This window comes from Streptomyces xinghaiensis S187, from assembly GCF_000220705.2.
Lineage (GTDB): Bacteria > Actinomycetota > Actinomycetes > Streptomycetales > Streptomycetaceae > Streptomyces > Streptomyces xinghaiensis.
The window spans coordinates 2,201,953-2,225,177 of sequence record NZ_CP023202.1 but is presented as its reverse complement, the minus strand read 5'-3'; the positions used below and the strand labels follow the sequence as shown (position 1 = coordinate 2,225,177).

General features: G+C 71.8%; 20 protein-coding genes. All 20 read left to right on the top strand.

Going from position 1 to position 23,225, the window contains the following annotated elements:
• Positions 1-131 precede the first annotated feature (131 nt).
• Positions 132-1,523, top strand: a complete 1,392-nt coding sequence (lysA, locus tag SXIN_RS09315; protein WP_019710024.1) for a diaminopimelate decarboxylase — start codon at positions 132-134, stop codon at positions 1,521-1,523.
• 473 nt (positions 1,524-1,996) lie between these two features.
• Positions 1,997-3,289, top strand: coding sequence for a homoserine dehydrogenase (locus SXIN_RS09310; protein WP_019710023.1), 1,293 nt, complete (start codon positions 1,997-1,999; stop codon positions 3,287-3,289).
• Between the two features lie 10 nt (positions 3,290-3,299).
• Complete coding sequence (thrC, locus tag SXIN_RS09305) at positions 3,300-4,391, top strand: threonine synthase (RefSeq protein ID WP_019710022.1); 1,092 nt, start codon at positions 3,300-3,302, stop codon at positions 4,389-4,391.
• A gap of 543 nt (positions 4,392-4,934) precedes the next feature.
• The gene (gene thrB, locus SXIN_RS09300; protein WP_019710021.1) at positions 4,935-5,891 is read left to right on the top strand and encodes a homoserine kinase; all 957 of its coding nucleotides are present in this window, start codon (positions 4,935-4,937) and stop codon (positions 5,889-5,891) included.
• 353 nt (positions 5,892-6,244) lie between these two features.
• Positions 6,245-8,338: a transcription termination factor Rho gene (gene rho, locus SXIN_RS09295; RefSeq protein WP_095756850.1), complete on the top strand. Its 2,094-nt coding sequence runs from the start codon at positions 6,245-6,247 to the stop codon at positions 8,336-8,338.
• Positions 8,339-8,522: 184 nt separating this feature from the next.
• Entirely contained in the window at positions 8,523-9,635 is a 1,113-nt protein-coding gene (locus SXIN_RS09290) for an LCP family protein (RefSeq protein WP_019710019.1), read from the top strand.
• Between the two features lie 252 nt (positions 9,636-9,887).
• Complete coding sequence (gene rpmE, locus SXIN_RS09285; RefSeq protein WP_019710018.1) at positions 9,888-10,112, top strand: 50S ribosomal protein L31; 225 nt, start codon at positions 9,888-9,890, stop codon at positions 10,110-10,112.
• Positions 10,113-10,262: 150 nt separating this feature from the next.
• Positions 10,263-11,342 carry a peptide chain release factor 1 gene (gene prfA / locus SXIN_RS09280; RefSeq protein WP_019710017.1) on the top strand — a complete coding sequence of 360 codons (1,080 nt, stop codon included), beginning with the start codon at positions 10,263-10,265 and terminating at the stop codon, positions 11,340-11,342.
• A gap of 139 nt (positions 11,343-11,481) precedes the next feature.
• Positions 11,482-12,321, top strand: a complete 840-nt coding sequence (gene prmC / locus SXIN_RS09275; RefSeq protein ID WP_039822278.1) for a peptide chain release factor N(5)-glutamine methyltransferase — start codon at positions 11,482-11,484, stop codon at positions 12,319-12,321.
• Between the two features lie 103 nt (positions 12,322-12,424).
• Complete coding sequence (locus SXIN_RS09270) at positions 12,425-13,072, top strand: L-threonylcarbamoyladenylate synthase (RefSeq protein WP_019710015.1); 648 nt, start codon at positions 12,425-12,427, stop codon at positions 13,070-13,072.
• A 119-nt stretch (positions 13,073-13,191) separates the two neighbouring features.
• Positions 13,192-13,782, top strand: coding sequence for an arsenate reductase/protein-tyrosine-phosphatase family protein (locus SXIN_RS09265; RefSeq protein WP_095757982.1), 591 nt, complete (start codon positions 13,192-13,194; stop codon positions 13,780-13,782).
• A gap of 415 nt (positions 13,783-14,197) precedes the next feature.
• Entirely contained in the window at positions 14,198-15,562 is a 1,365-nt protein-coding gene (locus SXIN_RS09260; RefSeq protein WP_019710013.1) for an MraY family glycosyltransferase, read from the top strand.
• 336 nt (positions 15,563-15,898) lie between these two features.
• Positions 15,899-16,336: a Cg1360 family ATP-synthase-associated protein gene (locus tag SXIN_RS09255; RefSeq protein ID WP_019710012.1), complete on the top strand. Its 438-nt coding sequence runs from the start codon at positions 15,899-15,901 to the stop codon at positions 16,334-16,336.
• Between the two features lie 264 nt (positions 16,337-16,600).
• Positions 16,601-17,422, top strand: a complete 822-nt coding sequence (atpB, locus tag SXIN_RS09250; protein ID WP_039822271.1) for a F0F1 ATP synthase subunit A — start codon at positions 16,601-16,603, stop codon at positions 17,420-17,422.
• 75 nt (positions 17,423-17,497) lie between these two features.
• Complete coding sequence (locus SXIN_RS09245) at positions 17,498-17,734, top strand: ATP synthase subunit c family protein (RefSeq protein WP_019710010.1); 237 nt, start codon at positions 17,498-17,500, stop codon at positions 17,732-17,734.
• A 41-nt stretch (positions 17,735-17,775) separates the two neighbouring features.
• Complete coding sequence (locus tag SXIN_RS09240; protein WP_019710009.1) at positions 17,776-18,333, top strand: F0F1 ATP synthase subunit B; 558 nt, start codon at positions 17,776-17,778, stop codon at positions 18,331-18,333.
• On the top strand, positions 18,330-19,145 hold the full coding sequence (locus SXIN_RS09235; RefSeq protein ID WP_019710008.1) for a F0F1 ATP synthase subunit delta: 816 nt from the start codon (positions 18,330-18,332) through the stop codon (positions 19,143-19,145). The genes SXIN_RS09240 and SXIN_RS09235 overlap by 4 nt, the downstream gene beginning before the upstream one ends.
• Positions 19,146-19,264: 119 nt before the next feature.
• Positions 19,265-20,836, top strand: a complete 1,572-nt coding sequence (gene atpA, locus SXIN_RS09230) for a F0F1 ATP synthase subunit alpha (protein ID WP_019710007.1) — start codon at positions 19,265-19,267, stop codon at positions 20,834-20,836.
• Between the two features lie 2 nt (positions 20,837-20,838).
• Positions 20,839-21,756: a F0F1 ATP synthase subunit gamma gene (locus SXIN_RS09225; protein WP_019710006.1), complete on the top strand. Its 918-nt coding sequence runs from the start codon at positions 20,839-20,841 to the stop codon at positions 21,754-21,756.
• Between the two features lie 5 nt (positions 21,757-21,761).
• Entirely contained in the window at positions 21,762-23,216 is a 1,455-nt protein-coding gene (atpD, locus tag SXIN_RS09220) for a F0F1 ATP synthase subunit beta (protein ID WP_019710005.1), read from the top strand.
• Positions 23,217-23,225: the final 9 nt, after the last annotated feature.

The following is a 23,225-nucleotide window of genomic DNA, read 5'->3' as shown; positions in this document are numbered from 1 at the left end:
CCCGCACACCGCACCCACAGACCACACCCCAGTCCGAACCGCCGGACCGCACCACAGACCACACCCGCACCCGACCACCCGCAGACACCACCTCACCCCCAGCGCCACCACCCAGGAGAGCCCAGAGCGCCATGAGCCGTTCCGCACACCCTGCAGGGCCCCGGCACGCCGATGTCCTGCCCGAGGGTCACTACACCGCCCCGCCCGCCGACCTCAACGCCCTCGACCCGCGCGTCTGGTCGCGCACGGTCGCCCGTGACGCCGACGGAGTCGCCACCCTCGGCGGCATCCCCGTCACCCGTCTCGCCGAGGAGTTCGGCACCCCCGCCTACTTCCTCGACGAGGACGACTTCCGCGCCCGCTGCCGCGCCTGGCACGACGCCTTCGGCGGCGAGGCCGACGTCTTCTACGCCGGCAAGGCGTTCCTCTCCCGCGCCGTCGTCGGGTGGCTGCACGAGGAGGGCCTCAACCTCGATGTCTGCTCCGCCGGCGAGCTGACCACCGCCCTCGCCGCCGGTATGCCCGCCGAGCGCATCGCGATGCACGGCAACAACAAGACCACCGACGAGATCGAGCGCGCCATCACCGCGGGCGTCGGCCGCATCGTCCTCGACTCCTTCCAGGAGATCGTCCGGGTCGCGCACATCGCCGAGCGCCTCGGGCGCCGCCAGCGGGTGCAGATCCGTGTCACCGTCGGTGTCGAGGCCCACACGCACGAGTTCATCGCCACCGCGCACGAGGACCAGAAGTTCGGCATCGCCCTCGCCGACGGCCAGGCCGCCGAGGCCGTGCGCCGCGTCCTCAAGCTCGACAGCCTCGAACTGGCCGGGATCCACTCGCACATCGGTTCGCAGATCTTCGACATGGCGGGCTTCGAGGTCTCCGCCCGCCGCGTCGTCCAGCTCCTCGCCGAGGTGCGGGACGAGCACGGCGTGGAGCTGCCCGAGATCGACCTCGGCGGCGGCCTCGGCATCGCCTACACCTCCGAGGACGACCCCCGCGAACCGCACGAGATCGCCAAGTCGCTGAGCGACATCGTGACCCGCGAGTGCGCCGCCGCCGGCCTGGCCGTCCCCCGGATCTCCGTGGAGCCCGGCCGCGCCATCGTCGGCCCGACGACCTTCACCCTCTACGAGGTCGGCACCCTCAAGGAGCTCCCCGGCCTGCGCACCTACGTCAGCGTGGACGGCGGCATGTCCGACAACATCCGCACCGCGCTCTACGACGCCGAGTACTCCGTCGCCCTCGCCTCCCGCGTCTCCACCGCCGGGCCCATGCTCTCCCGGGTCGTCGGCAAGCACTGCGAGTCCGGCGACATCGTCGTGAAGGACGCCTTCCTCCCCGCCGACCTGGCCCCCGGCGACCTGCTCGCCGTGCCCGCCACCGGCGCCTACTGCCGCTCCATGGCGAGCAACTACAACCACGCGCTGCGCCCGCCCGTGGTCGCGGTCAAGGACGGCAAGGCGCGCGTCATCATGCGGCGCGAGACGGAGGAGGACCTGCTCCGGCTGGACGTGGGCTGACGGGTGCGCGGGGAGGCGGACGCGGGCACGACCCGGGCCCGCGGCGCGGGGTGACGGGTGCGGGCGCCCCGGACACCGGGTGACATCCGCCACCCCGCGCCTCCGTGCCCTTCCGCCGCCCCGCCCCGTGCGGTAGTCCTGCGTCGTACCGGCTCCCACCCGCGCGAAGCCGGTGGTAGCCGGTACGGGAGCACGGACGGGCGCGCGTCCGCCACGGCAGCACCGCGGTACGGCCGCACCGCCCCTACCGCACGCCCGCGGCGGGGTAGGCCGGGGCTGCCCCACCCCCGCACCCACCCCCGGCTTCCGGCAGTCTCGGAATCCGGACAAACCCCGGAGCGACCCACCCGGTGAGTGAGACTGGTGGGGAGCCAAGACAATCGGGACCCGGTGACGGTCCCGGGAGCGCCCCGGACAGACTTCCGGGAAGCCCCCGGCACGGTTCCGGGAGATGCGCGGAGAGACGAGGTCGGATGATGCGTACGCGTCCGCTGAAGGTGGCGCTGCTGGGCTGTGGAGTGGTCGGCTCCGAGGTGGCACGCATCATGACGACGCACGCGGACGATCTCACGGCGCGCATCGGGGCCCCCGTCGAGCTGGCCGGCATCGCCGTGCGCCGCCCGGACCGGGTCCGCGAGGGCGTCCCCGCCGAGCTGGTCACCACCGACGCCACCGCCCTCGTCAAACGCGGCGACATCGACGTCGTGGTGGAGGTCATCGGCGGCATCGAGCCCGCCCGCACCCTGATCACCACGGCCTTCGAGCAGGGCGCGAGCGTCGTCTCGGCCAACAAGGCGCTGCTCGCCGAGGACGGCGCCGCCCTGCACGCCGTCGCCCAGCGGCACGGCGCCGATCTCTACTACGAGGCCGCCGTCGCCGGCGCCATCCCCCTGGTCCGCCCGCTCCGCGAGTCCCTCGTCGGCGACAAGGTCAACCGCGTGCTCGGCATCGTCAACGGCACGACCAACTTCATCCTCGACCGGATGGAGACCGGCGGCACCGGCTACTCCGAGGCGCTCGACGAGGCGACGGCCCTCGGGTACGCCGAGGCCGATCCCACCGCCGACGTCGAGGGCTTCGATGCCGCCGCGAAGGCCGCGATCCTCGCCGGCATCGCCTTCCACACCCGGGTCCGCCTGGACGACGTGCACCGGGAGGGCATCACGGAGGTCACCGCCGCCGACATCGCCTCCGCCCGCCGCATGGGCCGCACGGTCAAGCTGCTGGCGATCTGCGAGCGCGCCGAGGACGGCCGCTCCGTCACCGCCCGTGTCCACCCGGCGATGATCCCGCTGAGCCATCCGCTCGCCTCCGTCCGCGAGGCGTACAACGCGGTCTTCGTCGAGGCGGAGGCCGCCGGCCAGCTGATGTTCTACGGGCCGGGGGCCGGCGGCGCGCCCACCGCCTCCGCGGTTCTCGGCGACCTCGTGGCGGTCTGCCGCAACAAGCTCAACGGCGCGACGGGACCGGGGGAGTCCGCGTACTCGCGGCTCTCGGTGAGCCCGATGGGCGAGGTGGTCACGCGCTACCACATCAGCCTCGACGTCGCCGACAAGCCGGGCGTCCTGGCCCAGGTCGCCGCGGAGTTCAATGAGCACGGGGTGTCTATCGAGACCGTCCACCAGCAGGTCAAGGACGGCGAGGCGTCCCTCGTGGTGGTCACCCACCGCGCGAGCGACGCGGCGCTCTCGGCGACGGTCGGCGCCCTGCGGGCGCTGGACACCGTGCGCGGTGTCGCCGGGATCATGCGGGTCGAAGGGGAGTAAGGAAGAAACCATGGCCGCACACAGCACAGGTCCCCGCCGGGGCGCCACCCACCAGTGGCGGGGGGTGATCGAGGAGTACCGCGACCGGCTGCCGGTGACCGCGGACACCGAGGTCGTCACCCTCCGCGAGGGCGGCACGCCGCTCGTCCCCGCACAGGTGCTCTCCGAGCGCACGGGCTGCGAGGTCCATCTCAAGGTCGAGGGCGCCAACCCCACCGGCTCCTTCAAGGACCGCGGGATGACGATGGCCATCACCCGGGCCAAGGAGGAGGGCGCGCAGGCCGTCATCTGCGCCTCCACCGGCAACACCTCCGCCTCGGCCGCCGCGTACGCGGTGCGGGCCGGGATGGTCTGCGCGGTGCTGGTGCCGCAGGGCAAGATCGCGCTGGGCAAGATGGGCCAGGCCCTGGTGCACGGTGCGAAGATCCTCCAGGTGGACGGGAACTTCGACGACTGCCTGACGCTGGCCCGCGGCCTTTCCGACAAGTACCCGGTGTCGCTGGTCAATTCGGTCAACCCGGTCCGCATCGAGGGCCAGAAGACCGCGGCGTTCGAGATCGCCGACATGCTGGGCGACGCCCCCGACATCCACGTCCTCCCGGTCGGCAACGCGGGCAACATCACCGCCTACTGGCGCGGTTACAGCGAGTACGCCGCCGACGGCATGGCGGACCGGCGCCCGCGGATGTGGGGCTTCCAGGCCTCCGGTTCCGCGCCGATCGTGCGCGGCGAGCCGGTCAAGGACCCGCACACCATCGCGACGGCCATCCGCATCGGCAACCCGGCCTCGTGGGAGTTCGCCGAGCGGGCCCGGGACGAGTCGGGCGGCCTCATCGACGAGGTGACGGACCGTCAGATCCTGGCCGCCTACCGGTTGCTGGCCTCCCAGGAGGGCGTGTTCGTCGAACCCGCCTCGGCCGCGAGCGTCGCCGGCCTGCTGAAGGCCGCCGAGCAGGGCAAGGTCGACCCCGGCCAGCGCATCGTGTGCACCGTCACCGGCAACGGCCTCAAGGACCCGGACTGGGCCGTCGCCGGCGCACCGCAGCCGGTGACCGTCCCCGTGGACGCCGACGTGGCCGCCGAACGGCTCGGCCTGGCCTGACCGACCCGCCGGAAGGCCCCCCGGCGCGGACGCGCGCGAACCGCCCGCGCCGGGGGCCGGCCGGGACCCGGCGGTATCCGCGCCGGAACTGCGCCACCGGACCCCCCGCCACCGCTCTTGGAACAGGCGCCACGGGCCGGTACGCATCCTCCTCGGCCACCCGGCCGCGCCCAAGCCCCCGCAGACGGTGACAGGAGCCCCGGACCGGGCGGAAACGCCTGGTCCGGCCCGCTCCGGCCGCAACCGCCGCAGACCGTATCCGGAAGCACGGAACGGGGACGACACGCATCGTGCGCCTCCTGTGCGCCCTATGTCGCGACAGAACCTTCCTTCGATAGGCTGGAGGACGAACCCCGCCCGTCCCCCGCATGCCGGATGCATATGCATGGCCCCGGCAGGGCACGCAGAGTACTGGCAGAGCCAGCACTGCCGGGCCGCCACCGGCCACGGGCGGAGTCCCTGGCAGAAGCCTCTGCACGCCGACCCCGGCGGGGTCCCACCGAGGGAATCCCGCAGCCCCAGAACAAGGAGAGTCATCGAGCGATGGCCGGTCCCGCCTTCCGAGCCGCCGCCGTCCGGGTGCGCACCCCCGCGACCAGCGCCAATCTCGGCCCCGGCTTCGATGCCTTCGGCCTCGGCCTGGGGCTCTACGACGACGTCGTGGTCCGCGTCGCCGAGTCGGGGCTGCACATCGACATCGCCGGCGAGGGCGCCGAAACGCTCCCGCGGGACGAGAGCCACCTCCTCGTACGCTCCCTGCGCACCGCCTTCGACCTGCTCGGCGGCCAGCCGCGCGGCCTCGAAGTGGTCTGCGCCAACCGCATCCCGCACGGCCGCGGCCTGGGCTCGTCCTCCGCCGCCATCTGCGCCGGCATCACCGCCGCCCGCGCGGTGACGATAGGCGGGGCCGAGAAGCTCGACGACACCGCGCTGCTGGAGCTGGCCACCGAGATCGAGGGCCACCCCGACAACGTCGCCGCCTGCCTGCTCGGCGGCTTCACCCTCGCCTGGACCGACGGCGGATCAGCCCGCGCCATCCGGATGGACCCCGCGCCGAGCGTCGTGCCCGTGGTCTTCGTCCCCTCCACCCCCGTGCTCACCGAGACCGCCCGCGGCCTGCTGCCGCGCATGGTGCCGCACGTCGACGCCGCCGCCAACGCCGGCCGGGCCGCCCTGCTCGTCGAGGCCCTCACCCGGCGTCCCGAACTGCTGCTCGCCGCCACCGAGGACCGGCTCCACCAGGAGTACCGGGCCCCGGCGATGCCGGAGAGCGCGGCCCTGGTGGCCCGGCTCCGCCAGGACGGCGTCCCCGCCGTCATCTCCGGCGCCGGCCCGACGGTGCTGGCCCTCGCCGAGGAGAGCACGGCCGACAAGGTCGCGCAGCTCGCCGGGGAGGGATGGGCGGCCAACAGGCTGTCCCTGGACGGCTCGGGCACCTGTGTCCTGCCGCTGACGGGGCAGGGCGGAATCCCCGGGGGCAGCCCGCGGACCGCCGGGTGACATCCAACGATTGCCGGTCTTCGAGAGGGGGAATGTTTGTTGGGTCCGGTAGTGTTAACCTCAAGTCAGCACCTGGCACCTGAGCGGTGCGGTGCTTTGTGTCCCCCTCGGGGACACCATTCTTCCGGGAGCCTCCTCAACTGCCTGTGCAGCCTGCCTGAGCAGATGTGAGCACGCTCCGGAATCGGCGTGGCGGACATCCGGACAGTCTCCCCGCCGGGCCAATCCATGATTCTCCGCCTATGGGCGGGACCACCGCACCGGCCGGTCCGGGACACCCAAGACCGCAGCCGGACAGCACAACCGGTCGCCGAGCCAGACAGGCCGACGCCCGCTCCAGGGAAGGACCCTTCGTGAGCGACACCACCGATCTGATGGGCGTGACTGCCGACGAGAACGTCGGCGCAGCCTCCGCGCCCGCCACGGACGCTCCTGCCGCGCCTGCCACCGGTGCTGCCACTGGTGCTCCGAGGCGACGCCGTTCCGGCACCGGCCTCGAGGGCATGGTCCTGGCCGAGCTGCAGCAGGTTGCCTCCGCGCTCGGCATCAAGGGCACCGCGCGGATGCGCAAGAGCCAACTCATCGAGGTCATCAAGGAGAAGCAGGCGGGCGGCGCCGCCCCCGCCAAGGACTCCGCGGACCAGGCCGCGTCCTCCGCCGACGCCGCCCCCGCCAAGCCGCGCCGCCGCGCCACCTCCAAGGCCCGTACGGGCGAGGAGGGCGCCGGAGCCGAGGCCGCGGACCGCGCCGAGGGCAAGACCGGCCCCCAGCAGCAGATCGACATCCCCGGCCAGCCGGCCAGTGACGAGCCGCCGCAGGGCGGCGAGCGCCGTCGGCGCCGCGCGACCGCGCAGGCCGGCAGCCCCGAGGAGACCGCCGCCGACACCTCCGGTGGAGCCCAGGAGGGCGACCGGAGCCGCGCCGAGACCCGCACCGCCCCGCAGGGCGGGGAGCGGCAGGACGGCGCCGGCGCCGAGGGCCGCGGCGGCAAGGGCGGCGACCGCGACCGTCAGGGCGGTGGCCAGGGCGGCGACCGCCAGGGCGGCCAGAAGGGCGACCGCCGTGACCGCGGGGACAACCGCGGCGAGCGCGGCGACCGCGGCAACAACCGCCGCAACAAGAACGACGACGGCGGCGGCCAGGGCGGCAACCGCCAGCGCGACCAGCGCGGCGGCCAGCAGCAGCGCGACGACGACGGCGACGACTTCGAGGGCGGCCGCCGCGGCCGCCGCGGGCGCTACCGCGACCGCCGGGGCCGCCGCGGGCGCGAGGAGTTCGGCGGCGAGCCGCAGGTCTCCGAGGACGACGTCCTGATCCCCGTCGCGGGCATCCTCGACATCCTCGACAACTACGCGTTCATCCGGACCTCCGGCTACCTGCCGGGCCCGAACGACGTCTACGTCTCCCTCGCCCAGGTCCGCAAGAACGGCCTGCGCAAGGGCGACCACGTCACCGGGGCGGTCCGCCAGCCCCGCGAGGGCGAGCGGCGCGAGAAGTTCAACGCCCTGGTGCGGCTGGACTCGGTGAACGGCATGGCGCCCGAGACGGGCCGCGGCCGCCCGGAGTTCGGCAAGCTCACCCCGCTCTACCCGCAGGACCGGCTCCGTCTGGAGACCGAGCCGAACCTGATGACGACCCGGATCATCGATCTGGTCGCACCGATCGGCAAGGGCCAGCGCGGTCTGATCGTGGCCCCGCCGAAGACCGGCAAGACCATGATCATGCAGGCGATCGCCAACGCGATCACCCGCAACAACCCCGAGTGCCACCTGATGGTCGTCCTCGTCGACGAGCGTCCGGAAGAGGTCACCGACATGCAGCGGTCGGTGAAGGGCGAGGTCATCTCCTCGACCTTCGACCGCCCCGCCGAGGACCACACCACCGTCGCCGAGCTGGCCATCGAGCGGGCCAAGCGCCTGGTCGAGCTGGGTCACGACGTGGTCGTCCTGCTGGACTCGATCACCCGCCTCGGCCGCGCGTACAACCTCGCGGCCCCGGCCTCCGGCCGGATTCTCTCCGGTGGTGTCGACTCCACCGCGCTGTACCCGCCGAAGCGCTTCTTCGGCGCCGCGCGGAACATCGAGGACGGCGGCTCGCTGACCATCCTGGCCACCGCGCTGGTCGACACCGGCTCGCGGATGGACGAGGTGATCTTCGAGGAGTTCAAGGGCACCGGCAACCTGGAGCTCAAGCTCGACCGCCGGCTCTCCGACAAGCGGATCTTCCCCTCGGTGGACGTCGACGCGTCCGGTACCCGCAAGGAGGAGATCCTGCTCGGCAGCGACGAGCTCGCGATCACCTGGAAGCTCCGCCGGGTGCTGCACGCCCTGGACTCCCAGCAGGCCATCGAGCTGCTCCTGGACAAGCTCAAGGAGACCAAGAGCAACGCGGAGTTCCTGCTCCAGATCCAGAAGACCACCCCGGCACCGGGCAACGGCAACGACTGACCCGGCCGCCGCGGGAGACCACGGCAGCCGGAAGGGGGCTCCACCGCCACGGCGGGGGAGCCCCCTCGCCGCGTACCGGGGGCGGCCGGGCCCCTCTCCGGTGCCCGGCCGTGCCGGGGGACCGGCGCCGGGGGTCTGAGGACTCCAAATGGGGGTAACCGGACAGCGACGACGTGGGGAGCACATGGCGGACGAAGCGACGAACGGGGAGAGCGGGGCATCCGGTACCGGCGACCGGGGCACCGCCCGCCGCCGAGCGCTGAGAATCACCGCCTGGGTACTCTCCGCGGTCGTGCTGCTGGCCGGCGCCGGCCTGGGCTACGTCTGGACGAAGCTCGACGGCAACCTCAGCGACATCGACATCGACGCCGCCCTCGGCAGCGACCGGCCCGAGGACCTCGACAACGGCTCGACGGACATCCTGGTGCTCGGCTCCGACTCCCGCAAAGGCGCCAACAAGGAGTACGGCAGCGCCGGCGAGAGCGGCTCCCGCTCCGACACGGCGATGATCGTCCACATCCACGAGGGCCGCCGCGAGGCCACCGTCGTCAGCATCCCCCGGGACACCCTGGTGCGGCGCCCCGCCTGCGACCGCAAGGACGGCGAGGGGACGCACCCGCCCGCCCGGCGCGCGATGTTCAACGAGGCGTACAAGATCGGCGGGCCGGCCTGCGCCGTCAAGACCGCCGAGGCCGTCTCCGGCATCCGGATGGACCACTATCTGGAGATCGACTTCACCGGCTTCAAGGAGCTCGTCGACGAACTCGGCGGCGTGGAGCTCACCACCGAGGAGCGGATCAAGGACAAGAAGAGCCGGCTCGACCTGCCCCCCGGCACCCACGTCCTCGACGGCGAGCAGGCCCTCGGCCTGGTCCGCACCCGGCACGCCATCGGCAACGGCAGCGACCTCGGCCGGATACACCTCCAGCAGGCCTTCCTCAAGGCCCTGCTCGACCAGGTGGGGGAGATCGGCCTCTTCAGCGACCCGGGCAAGCTCTACGGCGTCGCCGACACCGCCACCAAGGCCCTCACCACCGATTCCGGGCTGGCCGGGGTGAAGAAGCTGCTGGACTTCTCCCGGAGCATGCGGGAGATCGGCTCCGAGGACCTGAAGATGATCACCCTGCCGGTGGAGTACGACCCGGAGGACGGCAACCGCGTGGTGCCGCTGAAGGACAAGACCCGCACCGTCTGGGACGCCCTCCGCCGGGACCGGCCCGTCCCGGACTCCGTGACCGAGGGCTCCGCCGGGGACCAGGCCCGCGAGGACTCCGACGAGGTCCTCGGCGGCTCCTGAGGGCCCGGGGCTGGGCGGCCCGCCCCGGCCCGCCCCGGCCCGCCCCGGCCCGCCCCGGGCGGCCCCGGGCGGCCGGGGGCGGGCGGGGCGGGGAATAGAACGGCCCCGCCCCCGGTTTTGGGAGATGCGCCCGGTCCTGGCAGACTGGTGCGTCGGCCCCGGTTCACGTACGGGCGGTTACCCCACCTCGTCCGCCATCGGGCAGGCGGGGCCCGGACGACCCGGTGCCCTCCCGAACCTTAGGAGCATCCCTTGAAGCGCGACATCCACCCCGAGTACGTCGAGACCCAGGTGAGCTGCACCTGCGGAGCCTCGTTCACCACGCGCAGCACCGTCACCGAGGGCGCCATCCGCGCCGATGTGTGCTCCGAGTGCCACCCGTTCTACACGGGCAAGCAGAAGATCCTCGACACGGGTGGCCGCGTGGCCCGCTTCGAGGCCCGCTTCGGCAAGAACGCCGGGTCCGCCAAGAAGTAGCGACCCCACGGCGCCGGACTCCGGCCGCCCCTCCAGCCAGGGGCGGCCGGACCGGCGCTTTGTCGTCCACCGGGCCCTCCCGGCCATCCGCACCCACCCCCCACGGGCGGCCCCGCCCGTCCCACCCCACTTCCGAGGAAACGAATCCCGATGTTCGAGGCGGTCGAAGAACTGATCGGCGAGCACGCCGATCTCGAGAAACGGCTCGCCGACCCCACGGTCCACGCCGACCAGCGCGAGGCGACCCGGCTGAACAAGCGCTACGCCGAGCTGACGCCGGTCATCGCCGCGTACCGCTCCTGGCGGAGCACCGGCGACGACATCGAGGCGGCGCGCGAACTCGCGCTGGACGACCCCGACTTCGCGGACGAGGTCAAGGAGCTGGAGATCCGGCGCGAGGAGCTCACCGAGCGGCTGCGGCTGCTGCTCGTCCCGCGCGACCCCAGCGATGACAAGGACGTGATCCTGGAGGTCAAGGCGGGGGAGGGCGGCGAGGAGTCGGCCCTGTTCGCCGGCGACCTGCTGCGGATGTACCTGCGCTACGCCGAGCGCGCCGGTTGGAAGACCGAGATCCTGGAGGCCAACGAGTCCGACCTCGGCGGCTACAAGGACGTCCAGGTCGCCGTGAAGACCAAGGGCGGGAACGGCGCCACCGAGCCCGGCCAGGGAGTCTGGGCGCGGCTGAAGTACGAGGGCGGGGTGCACCGCGTGCAGCGCGTCCCGGCCACCGAGTCGCAGGGCCGCATCCACACCTCCGCCGCCGGCGTGCTCGTCACGCCCGAGGCCGAGGAGGTCGAGGTCGAGATCGGCCCGAACGACCTGCGGATCGACGTCTACCGCTCCTCGGGCCCCGGCGGCCAGTCCGTCAACACCACCGACTCCGCGGTGCGCATCACCCACCTGCCCACCGGCATCGTCGTCTCCTGCCAGAACGAGAAGAGCCAGCTCCAGAACAAGGAGCAGGCGCTGCGCATCCTCCGCTCCCGGCTGCTGGCCGCCGCGCAGGAGGAGGCGGAGCGGGAGGCGTCGGACGCCCGGCGCAGCCAGGTCCGCACCGTCGACCGCTCCGAGCGCATCCGCACCTACAACTACCCGGAGAACCGCATCTCCGACCACCGCGTCGGCTTCAAGGCGTACAACCTGGACCAGGTGCTCGACGGAGACCTGGACCCGGTCATCCAGGCCTGCGTGGACGCCGACTCGGCGGCCAAGCTGGCCGCCGCCCAGTAGACCCGGTCGTCCGCCCGCCCCGGGGACGAACCGAAGCCCGCACCGCCGGACCGGCTGGAGGAACAGCGTGCCGCCCTCATCCGGGGGACGACCCCCGTACCCGCCCGCTGCCGGCGGGCGCCCCGCGCGCCCCCGGTCGCTGCTGCTCGCCGAGGTGGCCCAGGCCACCCAGCGGCTGGCCGACGCCGGCGTGCCCTCACCGCGCTTCGACGCCGAGGAGCTCGCCGCCTTCGTGCACAACGTCAAGCGGAGCGAGCTGCACACCGTCGCCGACGCCGACTTCGACGCCCGCTACTGGGAGGCCGTGGCCCGCCGCGAGGCCCGCGAGCCGCTCCAGCACATCACCGGCCGCGCCTTCTTCCGCTACCTGGAACTCCAGGTCGGGCCGGGGGTGTTCGTGCCCCGCCCGGAGACCGAGTCGGTCGTCGGCTGGGCCATAGACGCGGTCCGCGCCATGGACGTGGCCGAACCCCTGATCGTCGACCTCTGCTCCGGCTCCGGCGCCATCGCGCTGGCCCTCGCGCAGGAGGTGCCGCGCTCCCGGGTGCACGCCGTGGAGCTGGACGAGGGCGCGCTGCGCTGGGCCCGCAGGAATGTCGAGGGCTCCCGCGTCACCCTGCACCAGGGGAACGCCTTCGACGCCCTCCCCGAGCTCGACGGCCAGGTGGACCTCGTCGTCTCCAACCCTCCGTACATCCCGCTCACTGAGTGGGAGTACGTGGCCCCCGAGGCGCGCGACCACGATCCCGAACTGGCGCTCTTCTCCGGTGAGGACGGCCTCGACACCATCCGCGGCATCGAGCGCACCGCGCACCGGCTGCTCCGCCCCGGCGGCGTCGTCGTCGTCGAACACGCCGACACCCAGGGCGGCCAGGTGCCGTGGATCTTCACCGAGGAGCGGGGCTGGGCCGACGCGGCCGACCACCCCGACCTCAACAACCGTCCCCGGTTCGCCACGGCCCGCCGGGCCATGCCATGACCGACACGGCGACCGCTTCGCGCCGAAGCGGCGGCGACACCGGCCGCACCCATCACACTGACCCCAGTGAGCGGACAGCGCTCCGGCCGAGGGAGGCCCGTTAATGGCACGGCGATACGACTGCACCGACGCGACCGACCGCAAGACCGGGCTGCGCGAAGCCGCGTCCGCCGTCCGCCGCGGCGAACTCGTCGTCCTCCCCACCGACACCGTCTACGGGATCGGCGCGGACGCGTTCAGCGCCGAGGCCGTCGGCGACCTCCTGGAGGCCAAGGGCCGCGGCCGCAACATGCCCTCGCCCGTGCTCGTCGGCTCGCCGAACACCCTGCACGGTCTGGTCACCGACTTCTCGGAGCTCGCCTGGGAGCTCGTCGACGCCTTCTGGCCCGGCGCGCTCACCCTCGTCGCCCGGCACCAGCCCTCGCTCCAGTGGAACCTGGGCGACACCCGCGGCACCGTCGCCGTCCGCATGCCGCTGCACCCGGTCGCCATCGAGCTGCTGACCGAGGTCGGCCCGATGGCCGTCTCCAGCGCCAACCTCACCGGCCACCCCTCGCCGCAGACCTGCGACGCCGCGGAGGAGATGCTCGGCGACTCCGTCTCCGTCTACCTCGACGGCGGGCCGACCCCCGCCGCCGTGGCCTCCTCCATCGTGGACGTCACCGGCAAGGTGCCGGTGCTGCTGCGCGAGGGAGCGCTCTCCGCGGACCAGCTCCGCGAGGTGGTACCCGACCTCGAGGTGGCGAATTGACGGCGCCCCAGAGGCGTGGCATAGCGGACGGCCTCCCGGGCCGCGCGGGCGGTTTCCCGGGACCACGGCCGGGCGTCTTCTCCGTACCCGACGGAGGCGGGGAGCCCGGCGTCTTCCGCATCCTCCACGTCAGCACCGGCAACGTCTGCCGCTCGCCCATCACCGAGCGGCTGACCCGCCATGCCCTCGCCCACCGGCTCGGCGGCCCCTGCGGCATCATCGTGGAGAGCGCCGGCACCTGGGGGCACGAGGGCGCTCCCATGGAGGCGCACGCGGCGACCGTCCTCACCGACCTCGGCGCGGACCCCGGCGGCTTCACCGGCCGGGAGCTCCTCGACGAGCACGTCATCCGCGCCGACCTCGTCCTCACCGCGACCCGCGACCACCGGGCCCAGGTGATCTCCATGGGGCACTCGGCGGGCCTGCGCACCTTCACGCTCAAGGAGTTCACCCGGCTGGTACGGGCCATAGACCCGGCGACGCTGCCCGACCCCGAGCCCGACGGCGCCGTCGTCGACCGCGCCCGCGCCCTGGTGCGGGCCGCCGCGGCGCTGCGGGGCTGGCTGCTGGCGCCCAGTGCCGAGGCCGACGAGGTGCACGACCCCTACGGTGCGCCGATCACCTTCTTCCGCTCCATCGGCGAGGAGATCCAGCAGGCCCTCGACCCGATGCTCACCGCGCTCACGGGCGTCCCCGCCCCCCGGCCGTAGCCGGCCGCCGCTCCCCGGCCCGGCGACGGTCACCTTCTCCCCCTCCCTCCGCTCCGGAACGGCGCCGTACCGCCCGGCCCGCGAGTGACGCGCGTAGACCGCCCCGCTCGCCCGCCGTCCCGCCGCGGGCATCCGGGAATCCCCGGGCCGTTTCCGGGCAGGCGAGGGGATTGAGGGAACCATCCGCGGCGCGCGTACGTCCTTACGGGAACGGCGGTTCCGGCCGGAGCACCCGGACCGTGGCCGCCGAGGCCCCCGGTACATCCGGCGCGGTGGCCGCCCCGGTGCACCCTTGTGAAGAGGCCGTGAGAAACACCGCAGTACGGGGCTCCCGCCGGAGGCTCGTGCACGCGACCGGTGTGGGGCGGCATAGGCTGTGGGGCCTAGATGGCCGGCGAGACCCCTGGGGCAGTTCGTGCGTGAATACCTGCTGACGCTCTGCGTCACCGCCGCGGTCACCTACCTGCTGACCGGGCCGGTGCGGAAGTTCGCGATCGCGGCCGGCGCGATGCCGGAGATCCGCGAGCGGGACGTCCACCGCGAGCCGACCCCCCGGCTGGGCGGGATCGCCATGTTCGGCGGTCTCTGCGCGGGACTGCTGGTGGCCTCGCAGATGTCGAACATCGGTGAGATGTTCGAGCTGTCCAGTGAGCCGCGGGCGCTGCTGGCCGGCGCCGCCCTGATCTGGCTGCTGGGCGTGCTCGACGACAAGTGGGGCGTGGACGCGCTGATCAAGCTGGGCGGCCAGATGATCGCCGCCGGCGTGATGGTCTGGCAGGGCCTCACGATCCTGTGGATCCCGGTGCCGGGCGTGGGCTCGGTCGCGCTGACCCCGATGCAGGGCACGCTGCTGACCGTGGCGCTCGTCGTCATCACCATCAACGCGGTGAACTTCGTGGACGGCCTCGACGGGCTGGCCTCGGGCATGGTCTGCATCGCCGCCGCCGCGTTCTTCATGTACGCGTACCGCATGTGGTACGGCTACGGCGTCGAGGCCGCGGCCCCCGCGACGCTCTTCGCCGTCATCCTCATGGGCATGGCCCTGGGCTTCCTGCCGCACAACATGCACCCCGCCCGGATCTTCATGGGCGACTCGGGGTCGATGCTGATCGGCCTGGTGCTGGCGGCCGGCGCCATCTCCATCACCGGCCAGGTGGACCCCGATCTGCTCCAGGCGGCCACCGGCTCCGAGAAGGAGGCCGTGAAGTCGACGGTGCCCGTCTACATCCCCGTCGTGCTGCTGCCGCTGAGCATCATCGCGGTGCCGGTCGCCGACCTGGTGCTGGCCGTCGTCCGGCGCACCTGGAACGGGCAGTCGCCGTTCGCGGCCGACCGCGGCCATCTGCACCACCGGCTGCTGGAGATCGGCCACTCGCACAGCCGGGCCGTGCTGATCATGTACTTCTGGTCGGCACTGATCGGCTTCTCCGCCGTCGCCTACTCGGTCAACTCCGCCAGTGTGTGGGTGGTGCTGGCGCTGGCCATGTTCAGCGCCGTCGGCCTGTTCATCCTGCTGCTGCCCCGCTTCACCCCGCGGGTGCCGCGCTGGGCGCAGGCCGTCGTGCCGCCCCGCTACCGCAGGGAGAGGCGCCCGGCCGAGCAGCCGGCCGAGGAGGCGGACGAGTCGGACGAGACCGGGCAACCGTCGGCCTCCCCGGCGGCCGGTGCGGCGGGCGCGGAGCGGTCCGGTACCGTGGCGCGGGCCAACGGTGCGACAGCCGTCGGCGCCCGCGGCGGCCACCGTGTCCCGCCGCGCAGCAAGGCCGGCAGCCGGGGCTGAACCGGGCGTTCCGCGGGACCTCCGCGGGCTTCCGCGGGCCTTCCGCCCACGGCCGGCACCGGACGGTGCGGACTTTGCCGGATCGTGAGATTTCTTCCAGCGGGGATCTCGTTCGGGTGCACCCCGATGACCTGCGGATTAGCCCGTCCGTGTGACAGTCGGCACACCAAGTGAGTAAAGACCTCATCAAATAGTTTGTGATACCGTTCACGAAGACCCGGAAGCAGGGTCGGTGACCGCAGCGCGACGGACCACCGGCCGGGAGGTGGCACCTCGACCGGGCCTTACGCTCGTCCTCGACGACCTCTCGACCCCCACTCCACGGAGCCGCCCTCCATGCAGTCGAACGACGCCCGAATGCTCCTGCACACGGCGGGGCCCACCGCCGCCGTCGGTGTGATCGCCGTCGCCGCGGCCGCGGCGCTCGCCGGTGGCAAGGGTGCCCTCGGCGCGGTCTTCGGCACCGCGGTGGTGATCCTCTTCATGGGGATCGGCATCGTCGTGCTCCAGCACACGGGGCGCAAATACCCGCAGCTGTTCCAGGCCATGGGCCTGATGCTCTTCACCACCCAGCTGCTGCTGCTCTTCGTCTTCGTGGCCGCCTTCAAGAACACCACGCTCTTCGACCACAAGGCCTTCGCGGCCTCACTGGTGGCGGCCACCCTCGTCTGGGTCGCGGCGCAGGCCCGCGCGCACATGAAGGCGAAGATCCTGTACGTCGATCCCGAGCAGTCCGGGCGGAGCGAGCCCGGCGCCCGGGGGTCGGCCGCATGACGACCGGGGGCGCGTCAAGAACCCGTAAGCGGGCCTGCTATCGTCCGGTTCCAACTGCGGCACAGCGCGAGCGGTCGGCCGGGCTCCCGGATTCCACGGGACGGAACCGGCGGCCCCCGCGGCTGACGCCCCGTCGGCCACACGGCTCCGCGCCGGCCGGCCGCCCCCAAACCCGTAACACCAGTCCAGTGCCGAACCGCGGCTCCGTGCCGCGCCGACACAACGAGGTTGCCGTACCTATGCGCCACGCTGAAGGAGCTCGCGGTGAGTGCTGACCCGACAACGGTGCTCGCGTTCGAGACCGATTGCCACATCTTCTCCGGGTGCGGCTTCCCGGCCCCCAGCCTGTGGTCGTTCATCTTCGAGCCGATCGTCGGCGACAGGCACTCCGACTTCTACTTCAACAAGCCGATGCTGCTGGCGCTGCTCAGCACCATTGTGGTCGTCGGCTTCTTCTGGATGGCGTTCGCGAAGCCGAGGGTCGTGCCCGGCAAGCTCCAGATGGTCGGCGAAGCCGGCCTGGACTTCGTCCGGAACGGCATCGTCTACCAGACGATGGGCAAGAAGGACGGCGAGAAGTACGTCCCGCTCATGGTCTCGCTGTTCTTCTTCGTATGGATCATGAACCTCTGGTCCATCATCCCGCTGGCCCAGTTCCCGGTGACCTCGATCATCGCGTACCCGGCCGTCCTGGCGGCGATCGTCTACATCCTCTGGATCTCGCTGACCTTCAAGAAGCACGGCTTCGTCGGCTTCTTCAAGAACGTCACCGGCTACGACAAGTCGCTGGGCGCCGTGCTGCCGCTGGCCATGACCATCGAGTTCTTCTCGAACCTGCTGGTCCGGCCGTTCACCCACGCGGTCCGGCTCTTCGCGAACATGTTCGCCGGTCACACCCTGCTGGTGCTCTTCACCATCGCCAGCTGGTACCTGCTGAACGGGATCGGCATCGCCTACGCCGGTGTCTCGTTCCTCATGGTCCTCGTGATGACCGTCTTCGAGCTCTTCATCCAGGCCGTCCAGGCGTACGTCTTCGTCCTGCTGGCGTGCGTCTACGTCCAGGGCGCGCTCGCCGAGCACCACTGAGCAGCCCAGCCTCCCCGCCCATAGATGTCCGGTGGCCAACCCCCACCGGCTTGTGAAAGAGAAGGAAGAAACAGCATGTCCGCTGTGGAGAACCTCGCCGCCGTCTCCGGCTCCCTCGGCTCCATCGGCTACGGCCTCGCGGCCATCGGCCCCGGCGTCGGCGTCGGCATCATCTTCGGTAACGGCACCCAGGCCCTCGCCCGCCAGCCCGAGGCGGCCGGTCTCATCCGTGCCAACCAGATCCTCGGCTTCGCGTTCTGTGAGGCGCTGGCCCTGATCGGCCTCGTCATGCCGTTCGTGTTCGGTACCTGATCTGAGCTCACCGACACCACTTTTCGACGAAAGGCACTGATGTGAACGTTCTGGTTCACCTGGCGGCGGAGGAGCCTCAGAGCCCTCTGATCCCGCCGATCCCAGAGCTCGTCATCGGCCTGATCGCGTTCGCCATCGTCTTCGGCGTCCTCGCCAAGAAGCTCCTCCCGACCATCAACAAGGTTCTGGAAGAGCGCCGCGAGGCCATCGAAGGCGGCATCGAGAAGGCCGAGGCGGCCCAGACCGAGGCGCAGGACGTGCTGGAGCAGTACAAGGCCCAGCTCGCCGAAGCCCGGCACGAGGCGGCGCGGCTGCGCCAGGAGGCCCAGGAGCAGGGCGCCGCGCTCATCGCCGAGATGCGTGCGGAGGGCCAGCGGCAGCGCGAGGAGATCATCGCCGCCGGTCACACCCAGATCGAGGCCGACCGCAAGCAGGCTGCGCAGGCGCTGCGCCAGGACGTGGGCACGCTCGCCACGACCCTGGCCGGCAAGCTCGTCGGCGAGTCCCTCGAGGACCACGCCCGGCAGAGCCGCGTCATCGACCGCTTCCTGGACGAGCTGGAGACCAAGGCGGCGACGAAGGCCGAGGCCGGCCGATGAACGGAGCGAGCCGCGAGGCACTGGCTGCCGCACGCGAGCGTCTCGACGCGCTCACGGACAACACGTCCGTGGACGCGGCGAAGCTCGCCGAGGAGCTGGCCGCCGTCACGGGCCTGCTCGACCGCGAGGTGTCGCTGCGTCGGGTCCTCACCGACCCGGCGCAGGCCGGCGAGGCCAAGGCCGAACTGGCCGGGCGCCTGCTGGCGGGCCAGGTCGGCGGCGAGACCGCCGACCTCGTCACCGGCATGGTCCGCTCCCGCTGGTCGCGCTCGCGCGACCTGGTGGACGCGATCGAGGAGCTGGCGAGCACCGCCGAGCTCATCGCCGCGCAGCGGTCCGGTGCGCTGGACGACGTGGAGGACGAGCTGTTCCGGTTCGGCCGGATCGTCGCCTCCAGCCCGGAGCTGCGCGCGGCACTCGCCGAGCGCGGCACCGAGGCCCCGGCCAAGGCGGAGCTGCTCCGCCGGCTGCTGGGCGGCCGGGTCAACCCGGTCACCGAGCGGCTGGTGACGCGACTCGTGACGCGGCCGCGGGGACGTAGCCTGGACGGTGGGCTGGACGCGCTGTCCAAGCTGGCCGCGGACCGCCGTGACCGCCTGGTCGCGGTCGTCACCTCGGCGGTGCCGCTCAGCGACGAGCAGAAGCGGCGCCTCGGCGACGGGCTGGCCCGGCTGTACGGCCGGCAGATGCACCTCAACCTCGACGTGGACCCCGCGGTCCTCGGCGGGATCCAGGTGCGGATCGGCGACGAGGTCATCAACGGCACCATCGCCGACCGCCTCGACGAGGTGACCCGGCGGATGGCCGGCTGAGACAGCCACCAACTCAACAAGCATGACAGCGGCCCGGGTTGGGCCGTGCAGAGTCCTCTGGGGGCACAACCCCAGACCCCCAAAGACTTCGGGCCCAACAAGGAGAGCAGGGAACCCAGATGGCGGAGCTCACGATCCGGCCGGAGGAGATCCGGGACGCGCTGGAGAACTTTGTCCAGGCGTACAAGCCGGACGCGGCCTCGCGCGAGGAGGTCGGTACGGTAAGCGTTGCCGGCGACGGCATCGCGAAGGTCGAGGGTCTGCCCTCGGCCATGGCGAACGAGCTGCTCAGGTTCGAGGACGGCACCCTCGGTCTCGCCCTCAACCTGGAAGAGCGCGAGATCGGCGCGATCGTGCTCGGCGAGTTCAGCGGCATCGAGGAGGGCCAGCCGGTGCAGCGCACCGGTGAGGTGCTCTCCGTCGCGGTCGGCGAGGGCTACCTCGGCCGCGTCGTCGACCCGCTGGGCAACCCGATCGACGGCCTCGGCGAGATCGCGACCGAGGGCCGCCGCGCCCTCGAGCTGCAGGCCCCCGGCGTCATGGCGCGCAAGTCGGTGCACGAGCCGATGGAGACCGGCCTCAAGGCCGTCGACGCGATGACCCCGATCGGCCGCGGCCAGCGTCAGCTGATCATCGGCGACCGCCAGACCGGCAAGACCGCGCTGGCCGTCGACACGATCATCAACCAGCGCGACAACTGGCGCTCGGGCGACCCGGACAAGCAGGTCCGCTGCATCTACGTCGCCGTCGGCCAGAAGGGCTCCACCATCGCGTCCGTGCGCGGCGCGCTGGAGGAGGCCGGTGCCCTGGAGTACACGACGATCGTCGCGGCCCCGGCGTCCGACCCGGCCGGCTTCAAGTACCTCGCCCCGTACACCGGCTCGGCCATCGGGCAGCACTGGATGTACCAGGGCAAGCACGTCCTGATCGTCTTCGACGACCTGTCGAAGCAGGCCGACGCCTACCGCGCCGTCTCCCTGCTGCTGCGCCGCCCGCCGGGCCGCGAGGCCTACCCGGGTGACGTCTTCTACCTGCACTCCCGGCTGCTGGAGCGCTGCGCCAAGCTCTCCGACGAGCTGGGCAAGGGCTCGATGACGGGTCTCCCGATCGTCGAGACCAAGGCGAACGACGTCTCGGCGTTCATCCCGACCAACGTCATCTCCATCACCGACGGCCAGTGCTTCCTGGAGTCCGACCTCTTCAACGCGGGCCAGCGGCCGGCGCTGAACGTCGGTATCTCGGTCTCCCGTGTCGGTGGCTCCGCCCAGCACAAGGCCATGCGGCAGGTCTCCGGCCGGCTCCGCGTGGACCTCGCCCAGTACCGCGAGCTGGAGGCGTTCGCCGCCTTCGGTTCCGACCTGGACGCGGCCTCCAAGGCCTCGCTGGAGCGCGGCAAGCGCATGGTGGAACTGCTGAAGCAGGGCCAGTACGCGCCGTTCTCCACGGAGAACCAGGTCGTCTCCATCTGGGCCGGCACCACCGGCAAGATGGACGACGTGCCCGTCGAGGACATCCGCCGCTTCGAGAGCGAGCTGCTGGACTACCTCCACCGCGAGCACAAGGGCCTGATGACGAGCATCCGCGAGGGCGCCAAGATGTCGGACGACACCCTGCAGGCGCTCGGCGACGCCATCGCCTCCTTCAAGCGGCAGTTCGAGACCTCGGACGGCAAGCTGCTGGGTGAGGGCTGAGCATGGGTGCCCAGATCCGGGTCTACAAGCGCCGTATCAAGTCGGTCACCGCGACGAAGAAGATCACCAAGGCGATGGAGATGATCGCGGCCTCGCGCATCATCAAGGCCCAGCGCCAGGTGGAGGCCTCTTCGCCGTACGCGCGGGAGCTCACCCGCGCGGTGGCGGCGGTGGCCACCGGCTCGAACACCCAGCACCCGCTGACCACCGAGACCGAGCGGCCCGTCCGGGCCGCGGTCCTGCTCGTCACGAGCGACCGCGGACTGGCCGGCGGCTACTCCGCCAACGCCATCAAGGCGGCGGAGGCGCTCCGGGAGAAGCTCGTCGCGGAGGGCAAGGAGGTCGTCCAGTACGTCGTCGGCCGTAAGGGCGTGGCCTACTACACGTTCCGGGAGCGGAAGCTCGCGGACTCGTGGACCGGCTTCACCGACAGCCCGTCGTACGCGGACGCCAAGGCCGTCGCGGCCCCGCTGATCGAGGCGGCCGTCCAGGACACCGCCGAGGGCGGCGTGGACGAACTGCACATCGTCTTCACGGAGTTCGTGTCGATGATGACGCAGTCGCCGGTCGAGAAGCGGCTGCTGCCGCTCAGCCTCGCCGAGGCGGGCGCGGCGGAGCAGGGGACGAAGGCGGAGATTCTTCCGCTGTTCGACTTCGAGCCCTCCGCCGAGGAGGTCCTCGACGCCCTGCTGCCCCGGTACGTCGAGAGCCGCATCTTCAACGCCCTGCTGCAGTCGGCCGCCTCCGAGCACGCCGCCCGCCGCCGCGCGATGAAGTCGGCCACGGACAACGCCGAAGAGCTCATCAAGTCGCTGACGCGGCTTGCCAACGCGGCCCGCCAGGCCGACATCACCCAGGAAATCAGCGAGATCGTCGGTGGCGCTGGCGCCCTGGCCGACGCGAACGCGGGGAGTGACTGACAACTATGACCACCACTGTTGAGCCGACCGCTCCGGTCGGCGTGGCCGCCGGCCGCGTCGCACGGGTCATCGGCCCGGTCGTCGACGTGGAGTTCCCCGTCGACGCGATGCCGGAGATCTACAACGCCCTGACCGTCCAGGTCGCGGACCCGGCCCAGGACGGCGCCCTCAAGACGCTGACCCTGGAAGTCGCCCAGCACCTGGGTGAGGGCGTGATCCGCGCCATCTCCATGCAGCCCACCGACGGCCTCGTCCGCCGGGCCCCCGTGACCGACACCGGCAAGGGCATCACCGTCCCGGTCGGCGACGTCACCAAGGGCCGGGTGTTCAACACCCTCGGCGAGATCCTGAACGAGCCGGAGGCCGAGTCCGAGGTCACCGAGCGCTGGCCGATCCACCGCCAGGCCCCCGCCTTCGACCAGCTCGAGTCCAAGACCGAGATGTTCGAGACCGGCCTGAAGGTCGTCGACCTGCTGACCCCGTACGTCAAGGGCGGCAAGATCGGTCTGTTCGGCGGCGCCGGCGTCGGCAAGACCGTGCTCATCCAGGAAATGATCATGCGTGTGGCCAAGCTGCACGAGGGCGTTTCCGTGTTCGCCGGTGTCGGCGAGCGCACCCGTGAGGGCAACGACCTGATCGAGGAGATGGCCGAGTCCGGCGTTCTCCCGCAGACCGCCCTCGTCTTCGGCCAGATGGACGAGCCCCCGGGCACCCGTCTCCGGGTCGCGCTGGCCGGTCTGACCATGGCGGAGTACTTCCGCGATGTGCAGAAGCAGGACGTGCTGTTCTTCATCGACAACATCTTCCGCTTCACCCAGGCCGGTTCCGAGGTCTCCACGCTGCTCGGCCGGATGCCCTCCGCGGTGGGTTACCAGCCGAACCTCGCGGACGAGATGGGCCTCCTCCAGGAGCGCATCACCTCGACCCGCGGCCACTCGATCACCTCGATGCAGGCGATCTACGTGCCCGCGGACGACCTGACCGACCCGGCCCCGGCGACGACCTTCGCGCACCTCGACGCGACGACGGTCCTCTCCCGGCCGATCTCGGAGAAGGGCATCTACCCGGCGGTGGACCCGCTGGACTCGACGTCCCGCATCCTGGACCCGCGCTACATCTCGCAGGACCACTACGACTGCGCCTCCCGCGTCAAGGGGATCCTGCAGAAGTACAAGGACCTCCAGGACATCATCGCCATTCTCGGTATCGACGAGCTCGGCGAGGAGGACAAGCTGGTCGTCCACCGCGCCCGCCGTATCGAGCGCTTCCTGTCGCAGAACACCCACGCGGCGAAGCAGTTCACCGGTCTCGACGGATCGGACGTTCCGCTGGACGAGTCGATCGCCGCGTTCAACGCGATCGCCGACGGCGAGTACGACCACTTCCCCGAGCAGGCGTTCTTCATGTGCGGTGGCCTGGACGACCTGAAGGCCAAGGCCAAGGAGCTGGGCGTCTCCTGACCCCCGTCC

Coding starts and splice junctions, on each gene's coding strand:
- SXIN_RS09310 (WP_019710023.1), top strand. CDS start 1,997: ATGATGCGTACGCGTCCGCTGAAGGTGGCGCTGCTGGGCTGTGGAGTG.
- prfA (WP_019710017.1), top strand. CDS start 10,263: ATGTTCGAGGCGGTCGAAGAACTGATCGGCGAGCACGCCGATCTCGAG.
- SXIN_RS09270 (WP_019710015.1), top strand. CDS start 12,425: ATGGCACGGCGATACGACTGCACCGACGCGACCGACCGCAAGACCGGG.
- thrB (WP_019710021.1), top strand. CDS start 4,935: ATGGCCGGTCCCGCCTTCCGAGCCGCCGCCGTCCGGGTGCGCACCCCC.
- lysA (WP_019710024.1), top strand. CDS start 132: ATGAGCCGTTCCGCACACCCTGCAGGGCCCCGGCACGCCGATGTCCTG.
- SXIN_RS09225 (WP_019710006.1), top strand. CDS start 20,839: ATGGGTGCCCAGATCCGGGTCTACAAGCGCCGTATCAAGTCGGTCACC.
- atpA (WP_019710007.1), top strand. CDS start 19,265: ATGGCGGAGCTCACGATCCGGCCGGAGGAGATCCGGGACGCGCTGGAG.
- atpD (WP_019710005.1), top strand. CDS start 21,762: ATGACCACCACTGTTGAGCCGACCGCTCCGGTCGGCGTGGCCGCCGGC.
- SXIN_RS09245 (WP_019710010.1), top strand. CDS start 17,498: ATGTCCGCTGTGGAGAACCTCGCCGCCGTCTCCGGCTCCCTCGGCTCC.
- SXIN_RS09235 (WP_019710008.1), top strand. CDS start 18,330: ATGAACGGAGCGAGCCGCGAGGCACTGGCTGCCGCACGCGAGCGTCTC.
- thrC (WP_019710022.1), top strand. CDS start 3,300: ATGGCCGCACACAGCACAGGTCCCCGCCGGGGCGCCACCCACCAGTGG.
- SXIN_RS09290 (WP_019710019.1), top strand. CDS start 8,523: ATGGCGGACGAAGCGACGAACGGGGAGAGCGGGGCATCCGGTACCGGC.
- SXIN_RS09255 (WP_019710012.1), top strand. CDS start 15,899: ATGCAGTCGAACGACGCCCGAATGCTCCTGCACACGGCGGGGCCCACC.